11 protein-coding genes are annotated in these 23,065 nt (G+C 68.2%); 2 read left to right on the top strand and 9 right to left on the bottom strand.

The genetic code is table 11. The annotated features are described in order from the left end of the window. Positions 1–78: 78 nt before the first annotated feature. Entirely contained in the window at positions 79–2,202 is a 2,124-nt protein-coding gene (locus B2W22_RS05080) for an FUSC family protein (RefSeq protein WP_254594868.1), read from the bottom strand. 300 nt (positions 2,203–2,502) lie between these two features. Here B2W22_RS05080 and B2W22_RS05075 point away from each other — a divergent pair, with 300 nt between their 5' ends. Both B2W22_RS05075 and B2W22_RS05070 read left to right on the top strand, forming a co-directional pair. Continuing rightward, entirely contained in the window at positions 2,503–3,414 is a 912-nt protein-coding gene (locus B2W22_RS05075) for an EAL domain-containing protein (RefSeq protein ID WP_175121587.1), read from the top strand. Positions 3,415–3,577: 163 nt separating this feature from the next. Further along, entirely contained in the window at positions 3,578–3,754 is a 177-nt protein-coding gene (locus B2W22_RS05070) for a hypothetical protein (protein WP_175121586.1), read from the top strand. Between the two features lie 117 nt (positions 3,755–3,871). Here the strand turns inward: B2W22_RS05070 and treY are convergent, their stop codons facing one another. The 8 genes from treY to glgA form a co-directional block, all read right to left on the bottom strand. Then, positions 3,872–6,499: a malto-oligosyltrehalose synthase gene (gene treY / locus B2W22_RS05065; protein ID WP_286936470.1), complete on the bottom strand. Its 2,628-nt coding sequence runs from the start codon at positions 6,497–6,499 to the stop codon at positions 3,872–3,874. After that, the gene (gene malQ / locus B2W22_RS05060) at positions 6,496–8,691 is read right to left on the bottom strand and encodes a 4-alpha-glucanotransferase (protein ID WP_286936467.1); all 2,196 of its coding nucleotides are present in this window, start codon (positions 8,689–8,691) and stop codon (positions 6,496–6,498) included. The genes treY and malQ overlap by 4 nt, the downstream gene beginning before the upstream one ends. Next, complete coding sequence (treZ, locus tag B2W22_RS05055) at positions 8,688–10,475, bottom strand: malto-oligosyltrehalose trehalohydrolase (RefSeq protein ID WP_286936466.1); 1,788 nt, start codon at positions 10,473–10,475, stop codon at positions 8,688–8,690. Before treZ ends, malQ begins: the two co-directional genes overlap by 4 nt. After that, positions 10,472–12,583, bottom strand: coding sequence for a glycogen debranching protein GlgX (gene glgX, locus B2W22_RS05050; RefSeq protein WP_286936464.1), 2,112 nt, complete (start codon positions 12,581–12,583; stop codon positions 10,472–10,474). The genes treZ and glgX overlap by 4 nt, the downstream gene beginning before the upstream one ends. 4 nt (positions 12,584–12,587) lie before the next feature. Beyond that, a complete protein-coding gene (glgB, locus tag B2W22_RS05045) occupies positions 12,588–14,792 on the bottom strand; it encodes a 1,4-alpha-glucan branching protein GlgB (protein ID WP_286936462.1) in 2,205 nt (734 codons plus the stop codon). After that, positions 14,789–18,166: a maltose alpha-D-glucosyltransferase gene (gene treS, locus B2W22_RS05040; RefSeq protein ID WP_414631938.1), complete on the bottom strand. Its 3,378-nt coding sequence runs from the start codon at positions 18,164–18,166 to the stop codon at positions 14,789–14,791. The genes glgB and treS overlap by 4 nt, the downstream gene beginning before the upstream one ends. Further along, positions 18,163–21,228 carry an alpha-1,4-glucan--maltose-1-phosphate maltosyltransferase gene (locus B2W22_RS05035; protein ID WP_414631941.1) on the bottom strand — a complete coding sequence of 1,022 codons (3,066 nt, stop codon included), beginning with the start codon at positions 21,226–21,228 and terminating at the stop codon, positions 18,163–18,165. Before B2W22_RS05035 ends, treS begins: the two co-directional genes overlap by 4 nt. 144 nt (positions 21,229–21,372) lie before the next feature. Continuing rightward, the gene (glgA, locus tag B2W22_RS05030) at positions 21,373–22,941 is read right to left on the bottom strand and encodes a glycogen synthase GlgA (RefSeq protein ID WP_175121578.1); all 1,569 of its coding nucleotides are present in this window, start codon (positions 22,939–22,941) and stop codon (positions 21,373–21,375) included. Positions 22,942–23,065 lie beyond the last annotated feature (124 nt).

Genomic DNA, 23,065 nt, shown 5'->3' with positions numbered 1-23,065 from the left:
GCCGGTTGGAGTTTCGCCCCGCCGGCTCAATGCAAGCCGCCATTGCAAGCCGCCATTGCAAGCGGCTATTGCATGCGGCTATTGCGGCGCCGGATCACGCTGCACGCGGTCGCGTAGTTGGCGGATCTGACGCGCCTGCTGTGCGATGCGGTCGAGCGGCGCGGCCAGCGCCGGTTCGGCTTCGGCAATGGCAGCGGGCACCGCCATCCCGCGGGCCTCGGGGACAGGGCCGGAGCCTTCCGGATGCAGCACGTGCGCCAGCACCGCGCCGTAATCCCGCAGTGCGGAAGCCGCCGGGGATTCTGGCGGCAGCGCTGGCTGGATCTCCAGCACGGTGCCCGCCGCCGTGATGCGGCGCATGGCGTTGAGCAGGTTCACGGCGGTGTCCACGTTACGGTCGCGATGCACCGGATTCTGCTGCAGCCGCTGGAGCGACGCCTCGGCGTTGTCGGCCGACAGGCAGGCGAGCCGACGCAGGCCGACGATGTCGCGGGAAGCGGCGTCGCCGCTTTTTTCCTGGGCCAGCGCCAGGGCGTAATCGGCATGCCGCTGCAACGCGCGCGCCAGGGCGCCGGCCAGCTGCCGCGGCTCTTTCTCGGGCCAGACCAGAAAGCCGACCAAGAGCGCCAGAATGCCGCCCAGCACGCTATTGAAAGCGCGCAGTGCGGCCAGCGTCGGTTCGTAGATCTCGGGCTGCTGGATGTGGCTGACCAGCACGAACTGCGACGTCAGGAAGAAGGTGTACAGCGCGTAGTGGACGGTGCGCGCGGCAAACGTGCCCAGCGCGATAGGCAGGACCGCCAGCGCCACGGACAGCGGCGTCGTGAGCAACAGGCCCAGCAACGAGGCGCTGATGGCGCCGGCCACGCTGCCTATCACCCGCTCGACGGTGCGCTGCCAGGTGGTCGCAAAGTAGGGCTGCAGGATGAAGATCAGCGTCAGCGACATCCAATAGCCGTGATTGACGGCAAAGGTCTTGGACAGGGCCACGGCAATGGTGGCGCCCACGCCGACCCGCAGCGCATGGCGGAAGGCATCGGATTCGAACCGCAGGTTCTGGCGCAGCGTGCGCCAGGCCTGCCGGGCGCCGGTGCCATCGCTGGCGCGGTGCGCGGGCGCGGCGGGGGTCGCGCCCAGATCGAACAGCGACTGCGTGACCGCCTGGGCGTTGTGCAGCAGGCGGTCGAGCACCGGCACCACGGAGGCCAGGTCCGGCGCATAAGCCATGGCCCCGCCGCGCAGGTCGCGTAGTCCGGCGTTGTAGTGGGCCAGGCGCTCGCGCAGGCACTCGGCCTGCTTGGCGTCGCTGACGTCGGACGTGCTGGCGATCGCGTTGCAGACGCTGGCGTAGCGATGCAGCGCGTGCGACAGGTGCGCCCCGGCGCTGCGGCCCAGCCAGCGCGGCGCATTGGACTCCAGCAGGTCGGCGGCGGCGACCAGCGCAATGAAGCTGTCCTCGGCGCTGTCCAGCAGGTAAAGCAATTGATGCGCGCGGGCCCGGCGCGACGGGCGGGCGTCCAGCACTTCGCGGATCCGGACGCGGGCGGCTTCCAGCGCGGCGCGTTGGGCGCTGCGCTGCGGTCGGACGACGGCGCTCCAGGCCTGCGGCCCCGCGGCCGGCGCAAGGCCGGAATACATGCGGGCCAGCGCATCGGAAAAGTCCGCGAGACCCCGGTAGCAGTGGGCGACCGCATGGGTGGCGTCCTTCCAGGGCCGGCGGCGCCAGACAAGCGCCGTCATCAAAATTGCCCACACCGCGCCCGCCAGGAAGAACAACGTGTACCAGAGGCTTTCGGTAAGCGTCGGGGCCGGCAGCTCGGCGGCCACGACGAAGCCGGCCGACAGCAGCGTGCCCACGATGGCGGCGGCGGGGCCCAGCACCCGCAGCAGTCCGCCGAAGGTGCAGCACACAAAGGTCAGCGGCAACAGCAACCAGACATGTGAGGCGCTGGCGCTGGCCAGCAGGCAGTACAGGGCGCCGATCAGGCCCAGCGCCAGCATTGACCCGGCGCGCTTGCGCAGCGGACCGCCGGGGTCGCCGAAGCAGGCCCAGAACGCGGCGATGGCGGTCCAGCCCAGGCGCGGTTCGTGCACCAGCACGGCAAGGATGACGGGGGCCGCGCTGATGGCGGCGGCTTGCAGGGCATCGAGCCACAGCACATTGCGCAGGGAGGCGCGCCAACGGGTAAGCAGACTAGTCACGCGGATGAAATGCAGCGGAAAAATTGGCTGGGCAGGCCGGAAAGATGGCAACCCTACCATGTCGACAAGACAAGGGCGGGAGATTGCACCCCGCGGCGGAAACCCGCGGCACAAAAGCCGGACGAAGCGGCACTCGAGCCGCCCGGAAACCCGCGCCAAACATGAATTTGCGCACCTTAACACCGTTGGTTACATGTGTGTGACTTTATGGCGTGGAGAGCGCAGAATGCGTCAATATCGTGTTCCAATCTGCGCCCGGACAGCGCAGGCAACCTGTCGGGACGCATCTGGAGCAAGCCGATGATCAATACCGAGTCTTGCCGACAACCCGTGGTCAGCGATGCGGAAATTACCGCCATGGTCACCGGACGTGATGGGCTGCGCGTGCTGTTGCAGCCGCAGGTCGACCTGCTGACAGGTCGCATCGTTTCTGCCGAAGCGCTGGTGCGCTGGCAGCATCCGCAACTGGGCATCGTCATGCCTGCCGACTTCATCCCTGCGGTGAACCGGCTGGGGCTGGACGGCATGTTGTTTGAACGCGTGTGCGTGCGGGTCATCGACGCGCTGCAGACGCTGCGCCGCGTCGGCGTGGCCGTGCCGCTGGCGATCAATGCGCCCGCCACGACGCTGTCCGAACTGCGCTGCGTGGATTTCCTGCTTGACCGCGTACGCGCCGCGGAATTGCCCCCGTCGCTGGTGCGCGTCGAACTGACCGAAGACCAGCCCATCCACGACCTGGATGTGCTGCGCGCGTCGCTGCTGCGGCTGGAAGAGGCGGGCTGCGAGGTCAGTCTGGACGACTTCGGCACCGGCCATGCGTCCCTGAAGCTGCTGTCCGCGCTTCCCCTGTCCGAAGTGAAGATCGACCAGTATTTCGTCACGCGCATGCGGCGCAGCGCCGTTGCCTTCGAGGTTCTGCGCACGGCTGCGGAGCTGGCGACCCGCCTGGGCTGGCGCGTGGTCGCGGAAGGCGTGGAGAACGTGGCCGACATACCCGCTCTGCGTGCGGCCGGCTGCCGCTATGGTCAGGGCTTTTCATTGGGCCGTCCCATGCCGCTTGACGAGTTGATCATGCGCCTGCGGACGCAGCGCGACGGCGGCGAGCCGCTGGCGGCGCCCGCCGCCTATGCGTCGTCTTGGCTGGATGCGTTCGACGGTCCCAGCCAGGAAGCGGAACCGGGCCGCCCGGTTGTGCACTCCACCTTGCTGTAGCGCCTGTGCAAGGGTAGTTTTTACCGATCGGCGCGGGAATTCCGCCCGCTGCCTCCGTCCCCGAAAATAGCCATCCCCGCTTCCCCCCTGCGCACCGGGTTGGGCACGGCGGTTGCTCAAGGATAAGTGCGGAATATCTCCGCTTCTATTCAGGAGACGTGTAATGGCCAACCAGAACCAACCCGACCAGCAGAAGCAACCGCAAAAGCAACAATCCCAGGAGAATCCCCGGGACCGCAACCAACCGGGTCAGCAACCCGGCCAATCGGGTCAGCAGATGGAAAAAGACCGCAATCAGCAGGGTCAGTCTTCCAATCAGCAAAACAAGACTCAGCGCTAAATGCGTTGGCTGCGCTAGCCGCGTGACCAGCGCGCGGTTCGATGCGTAGTGCCTGACGGCCCCGGCCGCGTCTCCCTCCGTGACGTGTCCGGGGCCGAATTGTGTCTGAAAGCCTTGCTAGGCCGACAGGCAGAGTACTGCCGGGCCGTCTCGCAGCAGCTCGGTGATCGGCAGCAAGCCGTCTGCGCCTGCGCGCACGCGGCGTCCCGTCAACGCGTCATGCAGCGAGAGACCAGGGATGCCCGCAGGCAGACGCAGCGCCGTATCGGTCCAGAACGCCCGCGCCGCAGCTGCATTGCCGCGCGCATAACCGGTCAATTGCAGTGCGCACGTTCGCGCCCCGACAATGAGGGCGATCTGGCCGTCGTGTTGCCGCACATACGACAGGACAAGATCGGCTCGGGCGCCCACGGCAGCGACGGCATGGAAGTCACCGTCCGTAAAAGGCTCGGGTGCCCGCTGGCGGGCCATCAGCAGCCGGTGGATCAACGCCTGCTTGACCGCACCCGTGCGCCAGGCCGATTCGGACAGGTCCATCGCTACGTCGTGCGAACCATCCGCGAGCAGCTTGGCGCGCAGGGCGTAATCGACCGGCCGGCGATTGTCGGGGTCGACCAGACTGAAATCCCACAGATCCGTGCCCTGATAAAGATCCGGCACGCCCGGCAACGTATTGCGCAGCAGCGTCTGCGTGAAACTGTTGACCATCCCGGCTGGCGCAATGTCGAGCGCAAAGGCGGCAATGCTGGCCAGCACGCGGCGGCCTTCGGGATCACCGCCCAGCCATGCGAGGCATTCTTTCGCGGCGGCTTCGTAGGTGGGATCCTGATCGGTCCAGCTCGTGTGCAGCTTGGCCTCGCGCAGGGCCTTTTCCTGCCATTGGCCGATCCGGTCCAGCCATTGCTGCAGGGCGTCGGGCGCCCAGTCGGCCGGGTCCGCACGCCATTCGCAGGGCCAGGCGCCGATCAGCGTCTGGATGAGCATGTAGCGGTCTGCGCGGCTGATGCCCCCGGGCAATGCGTCTATCCAGCCGCGCGCCGCTTCCTGCCAGCGTTCGGGCATTTCGGTCAGGACGGCGAGCCGCATCCGCGTATCTTCGCCGCGCTTGTGGTCGTGCGTGGCGGTGGCCAGCATGGCGCGGGGATGCGTCCGCGCGCGGGCGACGCTGGCGGCGAAGAAGCTCTCGGCAGACAGGCTGAAGCAGGCCGGCGACGCGCCAACCTCGTTGCGCGACAGCAGCGGGCCGTATCGGTAGAAGAGGGTGTCTTCCAGCGCCTTGGCGGCCAGCGGCGGCGTCAATTGCTGGAAGCGGCGCAGGGCGGTGGGGTGATCCGTTTCGCCGTTCAACCACTGCGCAAGCTGCGCCAGCAGCGTCGTGTCGGCGGAGCCTTCGCGGGCCGCCATCGCCGTCGCCGCGCCCTGGACCGCGATCTCGCGCTGCTGCGCGTCCGCCGGATTGCGGCCCTCGTCCTCCGCATAGGTGCGGTAGACGGGGAAGGCGGCCAGCAGGGCGCTCAGCGCGCGGTCGATCGCCGTGGCGGTCCAGTCGCGCGTGCGCAGGTCGCGGGCGGCGATCTGTTCCAGGCAGCGCACCAGCGCCTGCCTTTCCGCCGGGAAATGGCGGGCAAGCATGCGCACCCGCGCTGCGCGCAACTGTTCAGCGGGGTCGCGTTCATCGCCGGTCAGCGTTTGCCAGAACTCCCGCAGCGGCGCTTCGGCCTGCGGGTCGTGCAGCACCGCGCTCACCTGATCCATGAAGTCGTAGCCGGTGGTGCCGTCCGTCAGCCAGCGCGGGTCCAGCGCCTCGTCATGCGCCAGGATCTTTTCGATCACAAGGTAGGGCTGCTCCTGGCGCAGCGCCGCGGGGCGGTTGGCGTTGGCCTGTTCAAGCCGCGCCGACAGCCGGCGCAGATACCCGCCCGGCGACGCCAGTCCATCGATATGGTCGATGCGCAGGCCGTCGAGCACACCTTGCGCGTATAGCCGCAGGACCAGCGCGTGCACGGCGTCGAACACGGCTTCGTCCTCGACGCGCACGCCGACCAGTTCGCTGATCTCAAAGAAGCGCCGCCAGTTGATCTGGTCCGGCGCCGTGCGCCACCACGCAAGACGGTAGTGCTGGCGTTCCAGCAGTTCATGCAGGCGCTGACGCCCGCCGGCCTGAGCCGGGTCGTGCTCGCGCAGCCAGGCCTGGCGCTCCGCGCCACGCGGCACCGACGATGGCGTCAGCGGAAAGCGCTGTCCATGCACGTCCAGCTCGGGGGCGGACGCGCCGGTGTCCCATTGCGGCGTGATGGCGCCGTGCTCCAGCGCCGCGCCGTACGGGTCGCCCAGCACCGGCAGCAGCACCTTGTTGCGCAGTGCCGGCGCGGGCGGGTTCCATTCGATATCGAAGTAGCCCGAGAACGCGCTTGCCGGGCCGTTGGCCAGCACGTCGCGCCACCACGCGTTCGCGGGATTCGCCGCCATGTGGTTGGGCACGATGTCCGCGATCAGGCCCAGGCCGCGTGCGCGGGCGGCGCTGGCCAGGCGGAGCAGGGCGGGCTCGCCGCCCAGTTCCGGACTGACGACGGCATGGTCGATGACGTCGTAGCCGTGGGTGGAGCCCTCGCGCGCGCGCGTGATGGGCGACAGATACAGATGGCTGACGCCCAGGTCTGCGTAATAGTCCACCTGCGCGCACGCGTCATCGAGCGTGAATCCTGCATGCAGTTGCAGGCGGGCGGTGGCTAGCGGTGTGCTCAAGATTGTCTCCTTCCGGCGCGCGCGGCATCCAGGCGGGTTTGCGCGGCGGGGTCTGCAAAGGTCGCGCGGATGCTCAAGGGCAAACGCTGGCGCCAGTTGGGATGGGTATCGATGGTGCCGGGCAGGTTCGGCTGATCCAGCACGCCGGCGATGTCTTCCATCGGCACCAGCAGCAGCGGGCAGGGGCTGGACGACACGAAGCGCAACAGCTCTGGGACCGGCGCCTCGTCGGGCGGTGCTTCGACATCGAGGTCCAGGGCGCGGCAGAGCATCTCCCGGTCCTGCGCGCGGGCGGCGCGCAGGCTGGCCTCGTCGTCGTCGGCGCCCAGCAGATCGAGTTTGACGCGCCAGTCGATGTCGCGCGCTTCCCACCAGCCGAGCAGAGTCGGCAGGTCGTGGGTGGTGGTCATGGCGGCGGCGTTCTCCGGCCATTCGGCGGGCGGCGTGAATCCGGCAGGCGATTCGGCGTCCACTTCGTCTGGGCCTACGTCTTCTGCACCCGCAGCATGGGAGCGCGGCGCCTTCGCAACTTCGGCCCCCGCTTCCGGCTGCGCTTGCGGCGCCTGGCGCATGAACCACAGCACGTTCATGCCAAGCACGCCGTTGTCCTTCAACCGGTCGTCGAACCCTTCGGGCACCGTGCCCAGGTTTTCGCCGATGGCGCAGGCGCGGTGGCGCCATGCCTCCAGCGCAATCAGCGCCAGTATCTCGTCCAGCGGGTAGCGCAGATAGGCGCCGTCGGCGGGCGACGCGCCTTCCGGCACCAGCCACAGCCGCGCCATGCCCAGGATGTGATCGATGCGCACGCCGCCCGTGTGGGCCAGCACCGCGCGCAGCATCTCGATGAATGCGGCGTAGCCGTTCGCGTGCAGCGCGCGCGGTGAAAACGCGGTCAGGCCCCAACCCTGTCCAAGCGGGTTGTAGATGTCAGGCGGCGCGCCGACCGACATGCCGCGCATCAGGTCGGCCTGCCGGCTCCATGCGTGGCTGCCGTCGGGACTGGCGCCCACTGCCAGGTCGGCAAGCAGGCCGAGACGCATGCCCGCCTCGCGGCCGGCCGCGTGTGCCGCGGCCAGGTTTTCTGCTGCGAGCCACTGCGCGAACTGATGAAAATCCACTTCAAGCGGATGGTCCTGCGCAAAACGCCTGACCTGTGAAGAGGCCGGATCGCGCAAGGCGGCCGGCCATTTCTGCCACGGCGGGATGGTGCCGTCCGGCGCGCGCTGCGCGGCATGCAGTGCTTCGAAGGTCGCGTGATCGCGCAGCGCCTGGCCGCGGTCTTCGCAGAACTGCGCGTAGCGCGCCCGCTGGCTGACGGCGCCGCTGCGCCCAAACTCCGCATGCAGCGCGCGCAGCACCCGCAACCGGATCGCTGCGGCTGCCGGCCAATCGATGAGATCCAGCCCATCCAACGCGGTGAGTTCGGCCGGTTCCACACCGGACAGCGCGCGCATCATCGCGTCCTGCCCGAGCACCGAGGCGGGCGCCGCGTACAGCACGTTCAGGAAGAGGCGGTTGGACGGCGAATACGGGCTGGAGCGCTCGGGTTGTGCCGTGTACATCGCGTGGACGGGGCTGATGGCCAGCATGTCGGCGCCTTGCTCCGCGGCGGCCACCGCCAGTTCGCGCAGCGCGCCGAAATCGCCGAAGCCGTGCGTGCGCGGCACGGCGGCATGGGCATCCTGGCGCAGGCTGTAGACCTGCGCGGCCAGACCCCAGCAGCGCGGGCTGGCCGCGCCGGTCAGGTCGGCCAGGCTGGGCGCCTTTTGCGGGGCAACCGCCAGCGTCGCCTCGGCGGATGTCAGCAGCAGCCGGTGGTAGCCGGGCTCGTCAGGCGCAACCAGGCAGGGCACGCCGTCCGCGCCCGCCTGTAGGTGGCCGTCCAGGATGCGGCCAGACTCGCACAGGATGCGATACGGACCGCGCGCCGTCTTGGGCAATGCGGTGCGGGCGTTGCAGCGCGTCACCACCATGGGCGGCAGGGCGTCCGCGGCCTGCTCCGCCAGCCGGCGGCGGCTGTCCTCGATGTCGCGCGCCGTGGCGGCCGGCAGGTCCATGGCGGCAAGCAGCGCACGCAACGTATCGGGCGACACCTGTTGCGGCCGCTGCCGAGCATCTGACCAGTGTTCCGCGATGCCGGCGTCTTGGGCCAATGCGGATAAGCCGTCCGGCTCGGCCTTGGCGCGCTTCATGCCGGTTCCTCCAGCAGCCACACGGTGCAGTCCGGGCACAGCTCGCCTTGTGAGAGGCGGTCGCGCCCGCCGGCGGGTGATTCGAAGAGCAACGTCGTGAACACATCCGGGCCGGGCATGAGCGATTCCGGCACGGTCTGAGGCATGGGACCCAGGTTGGTGTAGACCGTCAGGCGGGCGCCGTCGGCCAGTTCCCAACGCGCGAACACGCTGCGATCGCCGACCGCCGCGGCACCCAGGCTGACCGCACCCGCCAGGCGTGGCGCAATCGACCGCGCCCGCAGTTGCAGTAGCGCGGAATAGTCGCGCATCCACTCGGCCGAATCCGGCTCGTCCTGCCAGGGCGAACTGGCGTGGTAGGTGGATTCGTCGTTCGGGTCGGGCAGCTGCGCGGTGGGCGAGTCGCCCGCAAACTCCGGAAAGGCCGAGAACTCGCGCTGTCGGCCGTCTCGCACGGCCTGCGCCAGTTCCGGGTCGGTATGGCTCGTGAAGTACAGGAACGGCGCGCGCGATCCCCGTTCCTCGCCCATGAAGATCAAGGGGATTTGCGGCGCCAGCAGTTGCAGCGCCACGGCCGCCCGCAGCCGCTGGGTGTTGTCGACCAGGGCGGTCAGCCGTTCGCCGCGTGCGCGGTTACCGGTCTGGTCATGGTTTTGCAGGAACAGCACGAAGGCGGTGGGCGGCAGGTCCGCGCTGCGCTCGCCCCGTGGCTGGCCGCCGCGATAGGGCGACGGTTGGCCTTGGTACACCCAGCCCTCGGCCAGGCAGCGGGCCAGCGCCTGCGCGGGCGCCTCGGCGTAGTCGGCGTAATAGCCGCGCGATTCGCCGGTCAGCAGATGGTGCAGCACATGGTGCGCATCGTCGTTCCATTGCGCCTCGAAGTCGCCGCGCAGCAAGCTGGCCCGGTTGTCGTCGTTTTCAACGACCAGATGCACGTTGCGCTCGGCCGAGACGCCATCGCGCACGAAGCGGGCCAGCTCGTGCAGCCACTCGTGTCCGGCGATGGCGTGGACGGCGTCCAGACGCAGGCCGTCGAAGCGGTATTCGGTCAGCCAGTACAGCGCGTTCTCCTTGAAGTACGTGCTGACGGCTTCCTGGCGGAAGTCGATGGCGGCGCCCCACGGCGTGTCGATGTCGGTTCGGAAGAAGGGCGCGGCGTAGCCGGACAGATAATTGCCGTCCGGCCCGAAGTGGTTGTAGACCACGTCCAGCATCACGCCCATGCCGTGGCCATGCGCTGCGTCGATGAGCTGTTTCAGGTCGTCCGGCGAGCCGTATGCGGTGTCGGGCGCATACGGCAGCACGCCGTCGTAGCCCCAGTTCCGTTCGCCGGGAAAATCGGCGATGGGCATGAGTTCCAGCATGGTGATGCCCATGGCCGCCAGTTCCGGCAACCGCGCGATCAGGCCTGCGTAGCCGCCGGCCAGACCCGCGTGGACCTCGTAGATGACCGTTTCTTCCCACGGACGGCCGGTCCACTCCGGGTGGCGCCAGCGGTAGGCGCCAGGCTCCAAGACGATACTGTCGCCATGCACGTCGCCGTCCTGAAGGCGGGAGGCGGGATCGGGCATGACGGTGTTCTCGTCCAGCCGATAGTGGTAGCGCGTGCCCGGCGCGCAGTCCACGTCGGCCTGCGCGTAGCCATCCGGGCCGGGGCGCATCGGAATGGGCGGATGGCCCTCGACCTCCAACGCGAGACCGGGCGGGGCGCTGGGCGCCCACAGCCGGAAGCGCGTGACGCCGCTCTCCAGCGGAATCGCGCCATAGGAATACGAATGCGTCATGGCGCTTCTCCGGGTTCCGCACGCTGGGCCAGCAGGACCAGGCTATGCGGGGCCACCGTCACGGTCGGCTCGTCCCACGGCGCGGGCGCGGCGGGCTTGTCCGAATCCAGCTCCAACGACCAGGCGATCGCGGGCTCCGGCAGCGTGAAAGTGACCGCTTCGTGGGTAGGGTTCATCAGCAACAGCGTCACGTCGGCGCCGCCTTCGGGGCGCTGCGCGGCACGCCGCAAGCCCATCACGCGTTCCTGCTCCGCTTCCCAGGCCGGACCGTCCAGCTGCGCGCCGGAAGCGTCGAACCAGGAAATCGCGGGGATGCCCGGCAGGATCTCCTGGCCGGCATCGCCGTAGCGGGCGCTGCGCACGCTGGGATGCGCGCGGCGCAGCGCGGTCAGGCGGCCGACATAGCGGCTGAGCGCGCGGCCGGCGTCGCTCTGCGCCTGCGTCCAGTCCAGCCACGAAATCGGGTTGTCCTGGCAGTAGGCGTTGTTGTTGCCTTCCTGGCTGTTGCCGAATTCGTCGCCGGCCAGCAGCATCGGCGTGCCGTCGGACAGCATGGCCGATCCCAGCAGCGCGCGCTGCACGCGGCCGCGCGTCTCCACGATCTGCGGATCGTCGGTGGGCCCTTCGGCGCCCCAGTTGTGGCTGAAGTTCTCGGAATGGCCGTCGTTGCCGTCCTCGCCGTTGGCCTCGTTATGGCGGCCGTCGTAGCTGACGATGTCTGCCAGCGTGAAGCCGTCGTGCGAGGCCACGTAGTTGACGGTCGACCAGGGGCGGCGATGGCGGCGATCGAAGATGTCGCGCGACCCGCACAGCCGGGCCGCCATATCGCCGCGCATGCCCTCGTCACCGCGCCAGAAGCGGCGGGTGGTGTCGCGGAACTTGTCGTTCCACTCCGCGAACCCGGGCGGATGGTTGCCCAGCTGGTAGCCATCGGGGCCGATGTCCCACGGCTCGGAAATGAGCTTGAGCTTGGACAGGACCGGGTCCTGCAGGATGACATCAAAAAACCCCGAGCCGGGGTCGTAGCCGTTGCCCTCGCGACCCAGCGTCACGCCCAGGTCGAAGCGGAAGCCGTCCACGCCGTAGGACGTGGCCCAATAGCGCAGCGAGTCGGTCACCATCTGCAGCACGCGCGGATGCGACATGTTGACCGTGTTGCCGCAGCCGGTGTCGTTGATGTAGTAGCGCTCTTCGCCCGGCATCAGGCGGTAATAGCTGGCGTTGTCCAGGCCGCGCCAGGACAAGGTCGGCCCCATCTCGTTGCCTTCGCAGGTGTGGTTGTAGACCACGTCCAGGATGACCTCGATGCCCGCCGCGTGCAGGCGGCGGATGGCGAGCCGCAGCTCGTTGGGGTGCTGCATCAGGTAGCCGGGCTCGGGCGCAAAGTACGACAGGGTGCTGTAGCCCCAGTAATTGCGCAGGCCACGCTCGGTCAGGAAGTGGTCCTGCAGGAAGGCGTAGACAGGCAGCAGCTCCACCGCCGTCACGCCGAGCCGTTGCAGATGTTCGATGAAATGCGGATCGGCCAGGGCGGCGCAGGTGCCGCGCAGCGGCTGGCGCAGGTCTTCGCGCTGCATCGAGGCGCCGCGCACGTGGACCTCGTAGATGGTGGTGTCGTTCCACGAGGTGCACGGCGCCTTGCTGTTGCCCCAGTTGAACGGGACTTCATCGGCCACGATGGCCTTGGGCATGGCGGGCGCACTGTCGCGGCGGTCAAAGCTCATGTCCGCCCGCGAATGATTCATGCGGTAGCCGAATAGGGCGGGGCTCCAGTGCAGCGGCCCGCTCAACTGGCGCGCGTACGGGTCCAGCAGCAGCTTGTGGGGATTGAAGCGGTGCCCGTTCTGCGGATCGTACGGGCCGTGGGCCCGGTAGCCATACAGCAGGCCGGGCTGCGCATCCGGCAGGTAGCCATGCCAGATTTCGTCCGTGCATTCGGGCAGGTCGAAGCGCCGCAATTCCTTGCGGCCCTTGGGGTCGAAGATGCACAGCTCGATGCGGGTGGCGTGCGCGGAGAACACGGCGAAGTTCACGCCGAGGCCGTCGCTGGTGGCGCCCAGCGGTGTCGGCTGGCCGCCGGTGATACGGGTCAGTTGGGACGGATCCATGGATTCAGCCTTCGTGCATCAGGAAGAGGGTCGAGAGAGGCGGCAGGGTGAGCGACAGGGCCTGCGGCTGCCCATGGGCAGCCATGTCGCCGGTGTGAGCCCCGCCCTGGTTGCCCTGGCCGGACCCGCCGTAGTGGGACGCATCGGTGTTCAGCCGTTCGGCCCAGCGGCCGGCGCGCGGAACGCCAATGCGGTAATCGTGCCGGGTGACCGGCGTGAAGTTCGACACCACCAGCATCTGCTGCTGGCCGTCGGTGCGCAGGAAGGCGACGACGCTGTTGTCCTGATCGTCCAGGATCGTCCACGCGAAACCTGACGGGTCCGCATCCCGCGCGTGCAGCGCCGGCACGTCGCGATACAGCCGGTTCAGGTCGGCCACCAGGCGCTGAATGCCCAGGTGGCCTGCGTGATCCAGCAGGTTCCAGTTCAGCGTGGCGTCGTGGTTCCATTCGGCGGGCTGGGCCAGTTCGCCGCCCATGAACAGCAGCTTCTTGCCGGGGTGCGCCCACATGAAGCCGTAGTACGCGCGCAGATTGGCCAGCCGGGTCTGCGTGTCGCCGGGCATCTTGCCCAGCAGCGAACCCTTGCCGTGCACCACTTCGTCATGCGACAGCGGCAGGATGAAGCGCTCGCTGAAGGCATACACCATGCCGAACGTGATGTCGTGGTGGTGGTAGCGGCGATGGATGGGATCCTGCGACAGATAACGCAGCGTGTCGTGCATCCAGCCCATGTTCCATTTGTAGTGAAACCCGAGGCCGCCTTCCGACACGGGCGCGGTCACGCCGGGCCACGCGGTCGATTCCTCGGCCACCATGATCGCGTCCGGCACCTCGGCGCGCACCGTGTCGTTCAACTCCTGCAGGAATTGGACGGCTTCCAGGTTTTCGCGGCCGCCATAGCGGTTGGGGATCCATTCACCAGGCTGACGGCTGTAGTCGCGGTAGAGCATCGACGCCACGGCGTCCACCCGCAGCCCGTCGATATGAAAACGCCGCAGCCAATGCATCGCGCTGGCGATCATGAAGGCCTTCACCTCGTTGCGGCCCAGGTTGTAGACCATGGTGTGCCAGTCGGGGTGATAGCTTTCGCGCGGGTCCTCGTATTCATAGAGCGAGGTGCCGTCGAAGGCGGCCAGCCCGTGCGCATCGTCCGGGAAGTGGGCGGGCACCCAATCCAGAATCACGCCGATGCCTGCCGCGTGGCAGCGGTCGATGAAACGCGCGAAGGCCTCGGGCGGGCCGTAGCGCGCGGTCGGCGCAAACATGCCCAGGGGCTGATAGCCCCACGAGCCGCCGAACGGATGCTCCATGATCGGCATCAGCTCAAGATGCGTGAACCCCATGGCGCGGGCGTAGCCGGGCAGCTTGTCGGCCATCTGGTCCCAGCCGCAGACGCCAGACTCGCAGTCTGCCCAGGACCCGGCGTGGACTTCGTAAATGGAGATGGGGGCATCGGGCGACTGACGCGCGCCGCGTCCGTGCATCCAGTCTTCATCGGACCAGGTGTAGGGCGCGGGGTCGTCCACGATCGAAGCCGTGGCCGGCGCCATCTCGCTGCGCCGCGCCATCGGATCCGCCTTCATGAACTGATTGCCGTTGCGGTCGGTAATCGCGAACTTGTAGCGTTCGCCAGGGCGCACGCCCGGAATGAAGATCTCCCAGACGCCTGCCGCATGGCGCAGCCGCATGCCATGGCGGCGGGCGTCCCAGCCGTTGAAGTCGCCCGCCACGGCGACGCGTCGGGCGTTGGGCGCCCAGACCGCGCAGCGCAGGCCGCTGACGCCGTCGACCTCGACCAGATGCGCGCCGAGCGCCTCGCCAGCCTCGCGCCAGGCGCCTTGCGCCAGCCGTTGCAGCGTGGTGTCGTCGAGCAGCGCGCCGAAGGCGTATGGGTCCGCGGTGATCTGCTCGGCCGCCGGCCATTGGATCGCCAGGCGGTACGACGACCCGTCACCCGCCTGGGCGTAGGGCGCGCGGCCGATGAAGAGGCCTTGCGCCTGTTCCGTCAATGCCGTGCGTTCGCCGTCCGGATCCAGGACCGCCACCTTTGAGGCGCCGGGCACGAAGACGCGCAGCCAGCCATTCTGCGGGCCCAGCACGCCGAATGGATTGTCATGCAGCCCGTGGGCCAGCGCGGTGAGTTCCTGCGGGTTGATATGACCCTCCGCCACATCGGCGGAGGGCGAAGAGGTTTGAGCTCCGCTCATGGCGTTTTTCCTTCGGCGTCGATGGCGGCGGAAAGCAGGACACTGCGCGCCAGTTCTGTCAGGGCGCACAGCGGAATCGAGATCCAGTCCGGACGGTGGGCGGCTTCGTAGCTGACTTCGTAGGCGGCCTTTTCAAGCTGCGCCAGCGTCAGCAGCGTGTTCTCGCGGTCCGCGCCGTCGGCCAGGTCTCCACCGCGCGCGCCACGGTAACCCTGCAGGAAGGCGTCGCACGCCTGCTGCCGGAACCGCGACAGCAGTGCGTCGCGCTGTTCGGCCGGCGCAACGGTCGGCGCCGGCACCTCGTCCGCGCCCGCGTTGGCGTCCAGATGCGCGCCGCCAATCAGGTCGGTGCGGGCAATGGATGCCGCCGCGTAGTCGAACGAGCGCAGCATGCCGGCCACGTCCTTGTACGGCGAGGCCAGCGCGCGCCGCGCCTCCAGGCTGCTGATCGGTTCGCCCTCGAAGTCGATGAGGTAGGCGTCCGTCTGCGCGACCAGCACCTGGCCCAGGTGGAAGTCGCCATGGATGCGCAGCCAGGGCGACCCGGCCTCGGCCTGCGCCATGGCGGACACCCGCTCGGCCAGGCGCGCGTGATGCTCGAAGAACCATTCGGCGCAGGCGCGCGACGGCTCTTCTAGCTTGTCCAGCGCGGTCCGCAGGTTCTTTTCGGCGCGGTCCAGCAGCGCGCGCACCTGTTCGGCCCGGGCCTCGGCGTCGGCCTCGCTGGCCGGGCGCGACTGGAAGCCGGCGTCATCGGTGGGCGCCGCCAGCACCGTGTGCATCTGGCCCAGGCGCTCGCCGATGGTTGCGGCCATCACCGCGTAGCCCTGCAGCGTTTCCTCGTACTCCTCGGGCGAGGTCCCCACCAGCAGCGCGTTGGCCAGCGTGCGCTTCAGGAAGTCCAGCGTCCAGCTCCAGGCATCGCCTTCGTTGGGCACGTAGCCGTGCGCCACCGCCAAGGTATGCACGATCCCGTCGGCGTCCATGCGCTGCACTTCGCCTAGCAGCGGCGGAATGTTGCCGTAGCCCGCGCGGGTCAGGTAGCGCGTCATTTCCGATTCCGGAGACAGGCCCGGCTGCACGCTGCGGATGATCTTCAGGATGACTTGGTTGCCGACGATGACCGAGCTGTTGGACTGTTCGCCCGACAACCAATGCATGTCCACGTCGCCATCGAAGTCCATGTCTTTCAGGCCGGCCTCGGGCAGGAAGCGGATCACGCCCGGCTTGTCGCCCGGCTTGCCGCCGCTGCGTCCGTCCAGCTCCGCACCGGCCTGCATGGCCTTGAGCGTGCTGCGCACGAACCCCGGCTGCAGGAAGGCGTCGGCCAGCACACCGACCTCGGCGCCGCGGCGCACGCGGGCAATCGCGTACTGGATGACGGCGGTTTCGTCCCAGACCAGCACGAAGGGCGCCTGCGCACGGATACCCTTGGCGCCGTCCTCGGGCTCGATCTCGGCCCAGTAGTATTCGCCGTCCGCCGATTCGAACGGGGTGGCGTAGGCCAGGCGCGCACGAGAGGGCGGTTCGGAGCCGGGAAACCAGCGCTGGCGCGCCAGATACTGCGGCAGGATTTCACGTTCCAGCGTGGCGCGCGACGCATCGGTCAGCGCCGCGCCACCGCGCGTCTTGAGCACCAGCGTGATCAGTTCGGGCATCTGTTCGGGCGCCGTCGCATGCCATCCGGGCGGCGCGGCGTCCTGGCTCAGGTCCATCCAGTAAAAGCCGTAGGGCGGCAATGTCAGCAGGTAAGGCAGTTCACCGATGGCGGGGAAGGGCGTGCCGCCCAGCATCTCCACCGGCACCCGGCCATTGAACTCCTGCATGTGAAGCTCGACCGGCTGCGCCGCGTTCGACAGGTTGGCGACGCACAGGATCGTGGTGTCTTCCCATTGCCGCAGGTAGGCCAAAATTTTGCGGTTACCGGCAAAGATGAAACGCAGCGTGCCGCGCCCGAATGCATGGCTTTGGCCGCGTTGCGCCAGCAGGCGGCGCGTCCAGTTCAGCAGTGAATGCGGGTCGCGCTGCTGCGCCTCGACGTTGACGGCCTCGTAACCGTACAAGGGGCCCATCAACACCGGCAGCGGCAGGCGCTCCGGATCGGCGCGAGAGAAACCGCCATTGCGGTCCGGTGACCATTGCATCGGCGTGCGTACACCATCGCGGTCGCCCAGATGCACGTTGTCGCCCATGCCCAGTTCGTCGCCGTAGTACAGCACCGGCGTGCCGGGCATCGACAGCAGCAGGCTGTTCATCAGCTCGACGCGGCGGCGGTCACGCTCGAGCAGCGGCGCGAGGCGGCGGCGGATGCCCAGGTTGATCCGGGCGCGCGGCTCGGCGGCATAGACATTCCACAGGTAATCGCGTTCGCGGCTGGTCACCATTTCCAGCGTCAATTCGTCGTGGTTGCGCAGGAAGATGGCCCATTGGCAGGTGGGCGGAATGTCGGGCGTCTGGCGGATGATGTCGGTGATCGGAAAGCGGTCTTCCTGTGCGATCGCCATGTACATCCGCGGCATCAGCGGAAAGTGGAAGGACATGTGGCATTCGTCGCCCGCGCCGAAATACTCTTGCGCGTCTTCGGGCCACTGGTTGGCTTCGGCTAGCAGCAGGCGGCCCGGATACTCGGCTTCGATCACCGCGCGGATCTGCTTGAGCACGTCATGCGTCTCGGGCAGGTTCTCGTTGTTGGTGCCTTCGCGCTCGACCAGGTAGGGCACCGCGTCCAGGCGCAAACCATCCACGCCCATGTCCAGCCAATAGCGCATGACGGACAGCACTTCCTTGAGCACCTGCGGGTTGTCGTAGTTCAGGTCAGGCTGATGCGAATAGAAGCGGTGCCAGAAATAGGCGTTGGCCACCGGGTCCCAGGTCCAGTTCGACTTTTCGGTGTCGCAGAAGATGATGCGCGTGCCGGCATAAGCCTTGTCGTTGTCGGACCACACATAGAAATTGCGCGCCGCCGAACCGGGCTTGGCCGCGCGCGCCCGTTGAAACCACGGGTGCTGGTCCGACGTATGGTTGACCACGAGCTCGGTGATGATGCGCAGGCCGCGCGCGTGCGCGGCCCGGATCAGCTTGCGCACGTCGGCAATGGTGCCGTAGTCCGGATGCACGCCGCGGTAGTCGGCGATGTCGTAGCCGTCGTCGCGGCGCGGCGAGGGGTAGAAGGGCAACAGCCAGATGGTGTTGACCCCCAGGCTGGCGATGTAGTCCAGCTTGGAGATCAGGCCTGGCAGGTCGCCGACGCCGTCGCCGTTCGAGTCAAAAAAGGATTTGACGTGCAACTGGTAGATGACGGCGTCCTTGTACCAGAGGGGATCGTCCTGAATGGGTTGGGATTTACTCATCATGGCGTTGGGCGCGGGCTTCATCCGTGCAGCGAAAGCCGCCACACGCGATAAGGTTGGTCGGGGGTCAGCGTCAGCGTGCGGTGCTTCTCGTGCCAGGTCTCGCGGGTTTCCGTCAGCAGGTCTTCGGCGGACAGCTGGCCGGCATCGGCCTCGCCGAACAGCCAGAACGGCGCCTCGACCCGCGTCTGCTGCGCCTGGAACGGATCCAGGCTGATGACGGCCAGCACCACGTTGCCGTGGCCCGGCGTGGACTTGTAGAACGCGAGCACACGGTTGTTGGTGCTGGTGGTCAGCGTCAGGCCGCGATGCGTCTGCAACGCCGGATTGGCGCGGCGGATCTGGTTCAGGCGTGTGATTTCGGCGCGGATGTTGCCCGGCGCGTGCCAGTCGCGTTGGCGCAGCTCGTATTTTTCGGAGTCCAGATACTCTTCCTTGCCCGGCAGCGCCGCGCCTTCGCAAAGCTCGAAGCCGCTATAGACGCCCCACAGGCCCGACCCCAGCGCGGCCAGCGCCGAGCGGATCAGAAAGCCTGGGCGTCCCGAGGTCTGCAGGAAGAACGGGTTGATGTCCGGCGTGTTCACAAAGAAATGCGGCCGGAAGAAGTCGGCCGCGGGCGGCGACGAGATCTCCTGCAGATAGGCTTCCAGTTCGGCCCGCTCGTTGCGCCACGTGAAGTAGGTGTACGACTGCGTGAAGCCGATCTTCGCCAGGCGGTACATCATCTTCGGGCGCGTGAAGGCCTCGGACAGAAAGATGACGTCCGGGTGCTTGGCCTGGACCTCGCAGATCAGCCACTGCCAGAACGGCAGCGGCTTGGTGTGGGGATTGTCGACGCGGAAGATGCGAACGCCATGGTTCACCCAGAACAGCACCACGTCGCGCAGCGCGCGCCACAGGCCCAGCTTGCGTCCGCGGCGATTCTGCCCGCCATAGAAGGACACGTTGACAATGTCCTCGTACTTTTTGGGCGGATTCTCGGCGTAGCGCAGCGATCCGTCGGGCCGCCACGAGAACCAGTCCGGATGCTGGGCCAGCCACGGGTGGTCCGGCGAGCATTGGATGGCAAAGTCCAGCGCGATCTCCATGCCGTGCTGCGCGGCGGCATCCACCAGGTTCAGGAACTCCGTGAGCGTACCCAGCGCGGGCTCGATCGCGTCGTGCCCGCCACTTTGCGCGCCGATGGCGTAAGGACTGCCCACGTCGCCGGGCTCGGCGCGCAGGCTGTTGTTGCGCCCCTTGCGGTTGCGCTGGCCGATCGGATGGATGGGCGGCATGTACAGCACGTCGAAGCCCATCTCGCGCACGTCGGGCAGCCGCGCGATCACGTCGTCGAAGGTGCCGTGGCGCCCGGGTTCGGCGGCTTGCGATCGCGGAAACAGCTCGTACCAGCTTGAATGGCAAGCCTGGACGCGGTCCACCCAGACCGGGTAGGCAATGGCGGTGACGGCTTCAAACGGATGGTCGTCCAGTTCGTGCATCGCCCGCGCCAGCGCGGGATCGAGCAGCACGGCGACTTGCTCGGCCGTCGGCGGAACGGGGTTGCCCAGGTCGGCGTCCGCAAAGGCGGCCAGCGCCTCACGCACCGGCTCCGCGTCAGCGCCGGCGGGTGAGCCCGCCTGCGCCCGCGCCAGGGCATCCCGCAGCAGTGCCAACCCCTCGTGTACTTCCAGGCTCAGGTCGCGGCCGGCCTGGTGCTTGACCTCGATGTCATGCGTAAATGTGTGCCACGCGTCAAACCAGGCGGCGACGACGAATTCATGCGCGCCGATGCGGCGCGGCCGGAAGGGGGCCTCCCAGCGGTCGTTCAGGCCGCGCGTCATGGGCACGGTGTGCCAACGGGCCTCGTCCTTGGCGCGCCAGCGCACTTCAGCGGCCAGCTGATCGTGGCCGTCCATGAAGATGTCGGCCTGCACGACGATGCGCGCGTGCGGAATGGTCTTGACGGGATAGGCCCCGCCATCGACGGCCGGACTGATGTTCTCCAGCGCGACGCGCTGGTTGGCCAGATCATCGGCCCGGGTGCGGTGATGGCGCACGGCGTCGCGCACCGGCTGCGTCGGCTGGAACATCAGCATCGCGCACTCGCCGCCCGCCAGATCATTGGCCTGATTCTGCAGACCGGTGGGCGGGGTGAACGGCACGAGATCTGCCGGCGGCAGCATAGGCGCCAGCGCGTCCCAGTCCATCGCCGCATCCTGGGTGGCCGAGGGGTTGATCGCCAGCGCCAGCGTGGCGCCTTCGCCCGCGTCGCGCAGAAGCGCCGTGCAACTGCCATCGCGGCCGCCCAGCATGCACAGTGGCCCTTTCAGCCGCGGTCCGGCAAACCAGGCGTTCACCGTTTCCACATCCGGCAGCCGCCGTTCGTCCTCGTCCGTCAGCATCAAGCCATCGCCGGTGACGGCCGCGCTCCAGATGGCGCGTCTGCCGTCCTCCGTTGGGCGCAGCGCACCGGACTGCGGCGGCGCCGCGATGACCTCGCCGATGGCACGCAGCCGCGCGTCTTCTTCGGCCAGCCATGAAGACTTGAAGTCCCACCACGGCAGCGACGAGAACGCCGCGTCGAACGCCGCGTCGCGCAAGGCCGCCAGATCCGCGGGTGACAGACCGGGTGTCCACGCCAGCAGCCGCACGTCGGGGTTCTGTGCGCGCAGCGCGCCGCCCAACTCATGCCAAGCCTCTGCCGGCAAGCGGTGGGGCGCCTGGAAAACCAGTCCCTTGACGCCGCTACGGGCCCAGCCCAGCAGACGTTCCGTCCACGCGGTCAGAAATCCGGGGGGCAGGGCGCCTTCGGGCAAATGCAGCACCCCCCGCTCTTCCTGCGTCAGCCGCGGATCGCGCGCGGGTTCTTCATGCAGCGAGCGGTACCAGCCCGGCGCTGCGGTTGCCGCCACGGCGTTGCGCGCGCTGCGGTCCAGAATCACATCCACGAACAGCGCCAATCCGTGGGCCGCCAATTGCGCCGAGGCCTGCGTGTACCACTCGATGATCGGCGTTGCCTGCCCATCCCGCATCGCCGTGTCGGCGTCCTGCGCGGCCAGCGAACCCGGCTGCGGCCCAGTCAGCCAGGGGGCCGGCACCAGCATGGCGTTGAAGCCGCGTTGGGCAAGCCGTTTGCTCAGCGCCTGGACGGCGGCTTCGCCCTCCGGCAGGCCGTTGCGGGCGTGATAAAGACGTATCGGGGCGCGGGACGGCGCGGGGACGGCGGGATGGGACACCGGTGTCGCTCCTTAGATGGCGGCTGGCATGGCGCCACCTGTGCGCGGCTGGCGGCGGTTGACGGCGGAAACGCTGGCCGGCTGCAAGGCAGGAGCGGGCGCCGCATCGCGGTAGTTCGGCTCCACCAGCGACCGGTACAGGCTGGCGTACAGACTGACGGCGGCGCGCCAGCCAAAGTCGGTATTCATCGCGTTGCGCTGCATCAGCCGCCACAGAATGCCGTGGGCGCGCAGATCGATTGCGCGCTCGATGGCCGCGCTCATTGCCTGCGGCGTGTCGCCTTCGAAGAGCAGGCCGGTGGCCGATGACATGGCCGACAGCGGCGCGCGCGGGCCCGGGTCCTGGATGGTGTCGGCCATGCCGCCGACGCGAGACCCGATGGGCAGCGTGCCATAGCGCATGGCGTAGAGCGGCGTCAGGCCGAAGGGCTCGAAGCGGCTGGCGTGCAGCAGAATGTCGGACCCCGCGTGCAGGCGATGGGCGATGCCCTCGTCGTAGCCGATGTGGGTGCTGCAGCGCCCCGGGTAGCGCCGGGCGATGTCCTGCAACGCTTCTTCAAGCCGATGGTCACCCTGGCCCAGGATTGCAATCTGCAGGTTGGGGTGGCGGTCCAGCGCTTCCGGCAGCGCATGCACCGCGACGTCTGCCATTTTCTGTTCGGTCAGGCGGTTGCCCATGCCCATCAGCGTCGCGCCCGGATCCGGGCGCAAGCCGAATTCGCGCTGCAGCGCGGCCTTGCAGTGGATCTTGTTGGTCAGGTCGCGGACGGAATAGCGATGGCTGCGCAGGTACGGATCACGCGCAGGATTCCACAGCACGTCGTCGATGCCGTTCGGAATCGGCAACAGGTCGTCCGCACGGCTGCGCAACAGCTCGTCCAGGCCGCAGCCGAACGCGGGGGTCATGATCTCGCGGGCGTACGTGTGGCTGACCGTCGTCACGCGGTCGGCGTAGCGGATGCCAGCCTTCAGGAAATTGAGCTGGCCCCAGGCCTGCGCGCCGTCATCGTTGCGGGCCCATTCCGGCACCCCGAATTCGTCCGCGTGGGCCATCGGGAACAGGCCCTGGAACGCGAGGTTGTGAATGGTCATCACGCTTTTGACGTCCGGCAGGTCTGCGGCGCGCAGCAGCAGCGGCACCAGACCGGCGTGCCAATCGTGCGCGTGCACCAGTGTGGGGCGCATGACGCCCGGCAGGCCGGCCGCCACGCGCACGGCAGCGTGCGCCAGGGCCGCATAGCGCAGTCCATTGTCCGGATGTTCCTTGCCGTGCTCGTCGACATACAGGCCGCCGCGGTCATACAGCGCATCGTTTTCCAGAATCAGGTAGTCGATGCCGGACTGCGGGCACTTGCCTTCCAGCAGCGCGGCCGGGCCGCCCGGCAGGTCCTGCAGCGTGGCAACCTGGCGGACGCGGTTCAGCTTGGCTTTGACGCCCCGATACCCGGGCAACATCACGCTCAGGGGCATTCGCGCCTCGATCAGCGCGCGCGCCATCCCCGTTATCGCATCTCCCAGGCCGCCTGTTTTGGCCAGAGGGAAAGCTTCTCCCGCCACGATCAGGATTCTCGTCTTTGCCATGCTTGCTCCAGTTGATAGGCCGGTCGAGACAGTTGCGACTCGATCGCGATTACGCCGAGGCCTCTCCTTACGCAAGCGCTGTGCCCAAACCATGGCCCGCACTAAAAATTGCGCAATGCAGCAG

The organism is Achromobacter sp. UBA4530 (assembly GCF_002388205.1).
GTDB classification, from domain to species: Bacteria; Pseudomonadota; Gammaproteobacteria; order Burkholderiales; family Burkholderiaceae_B; genus Achromobacter; species Achromobacter animicus.
This window is presented reverse-complemented; position numbering and strand designations above follow the sequence as displayed.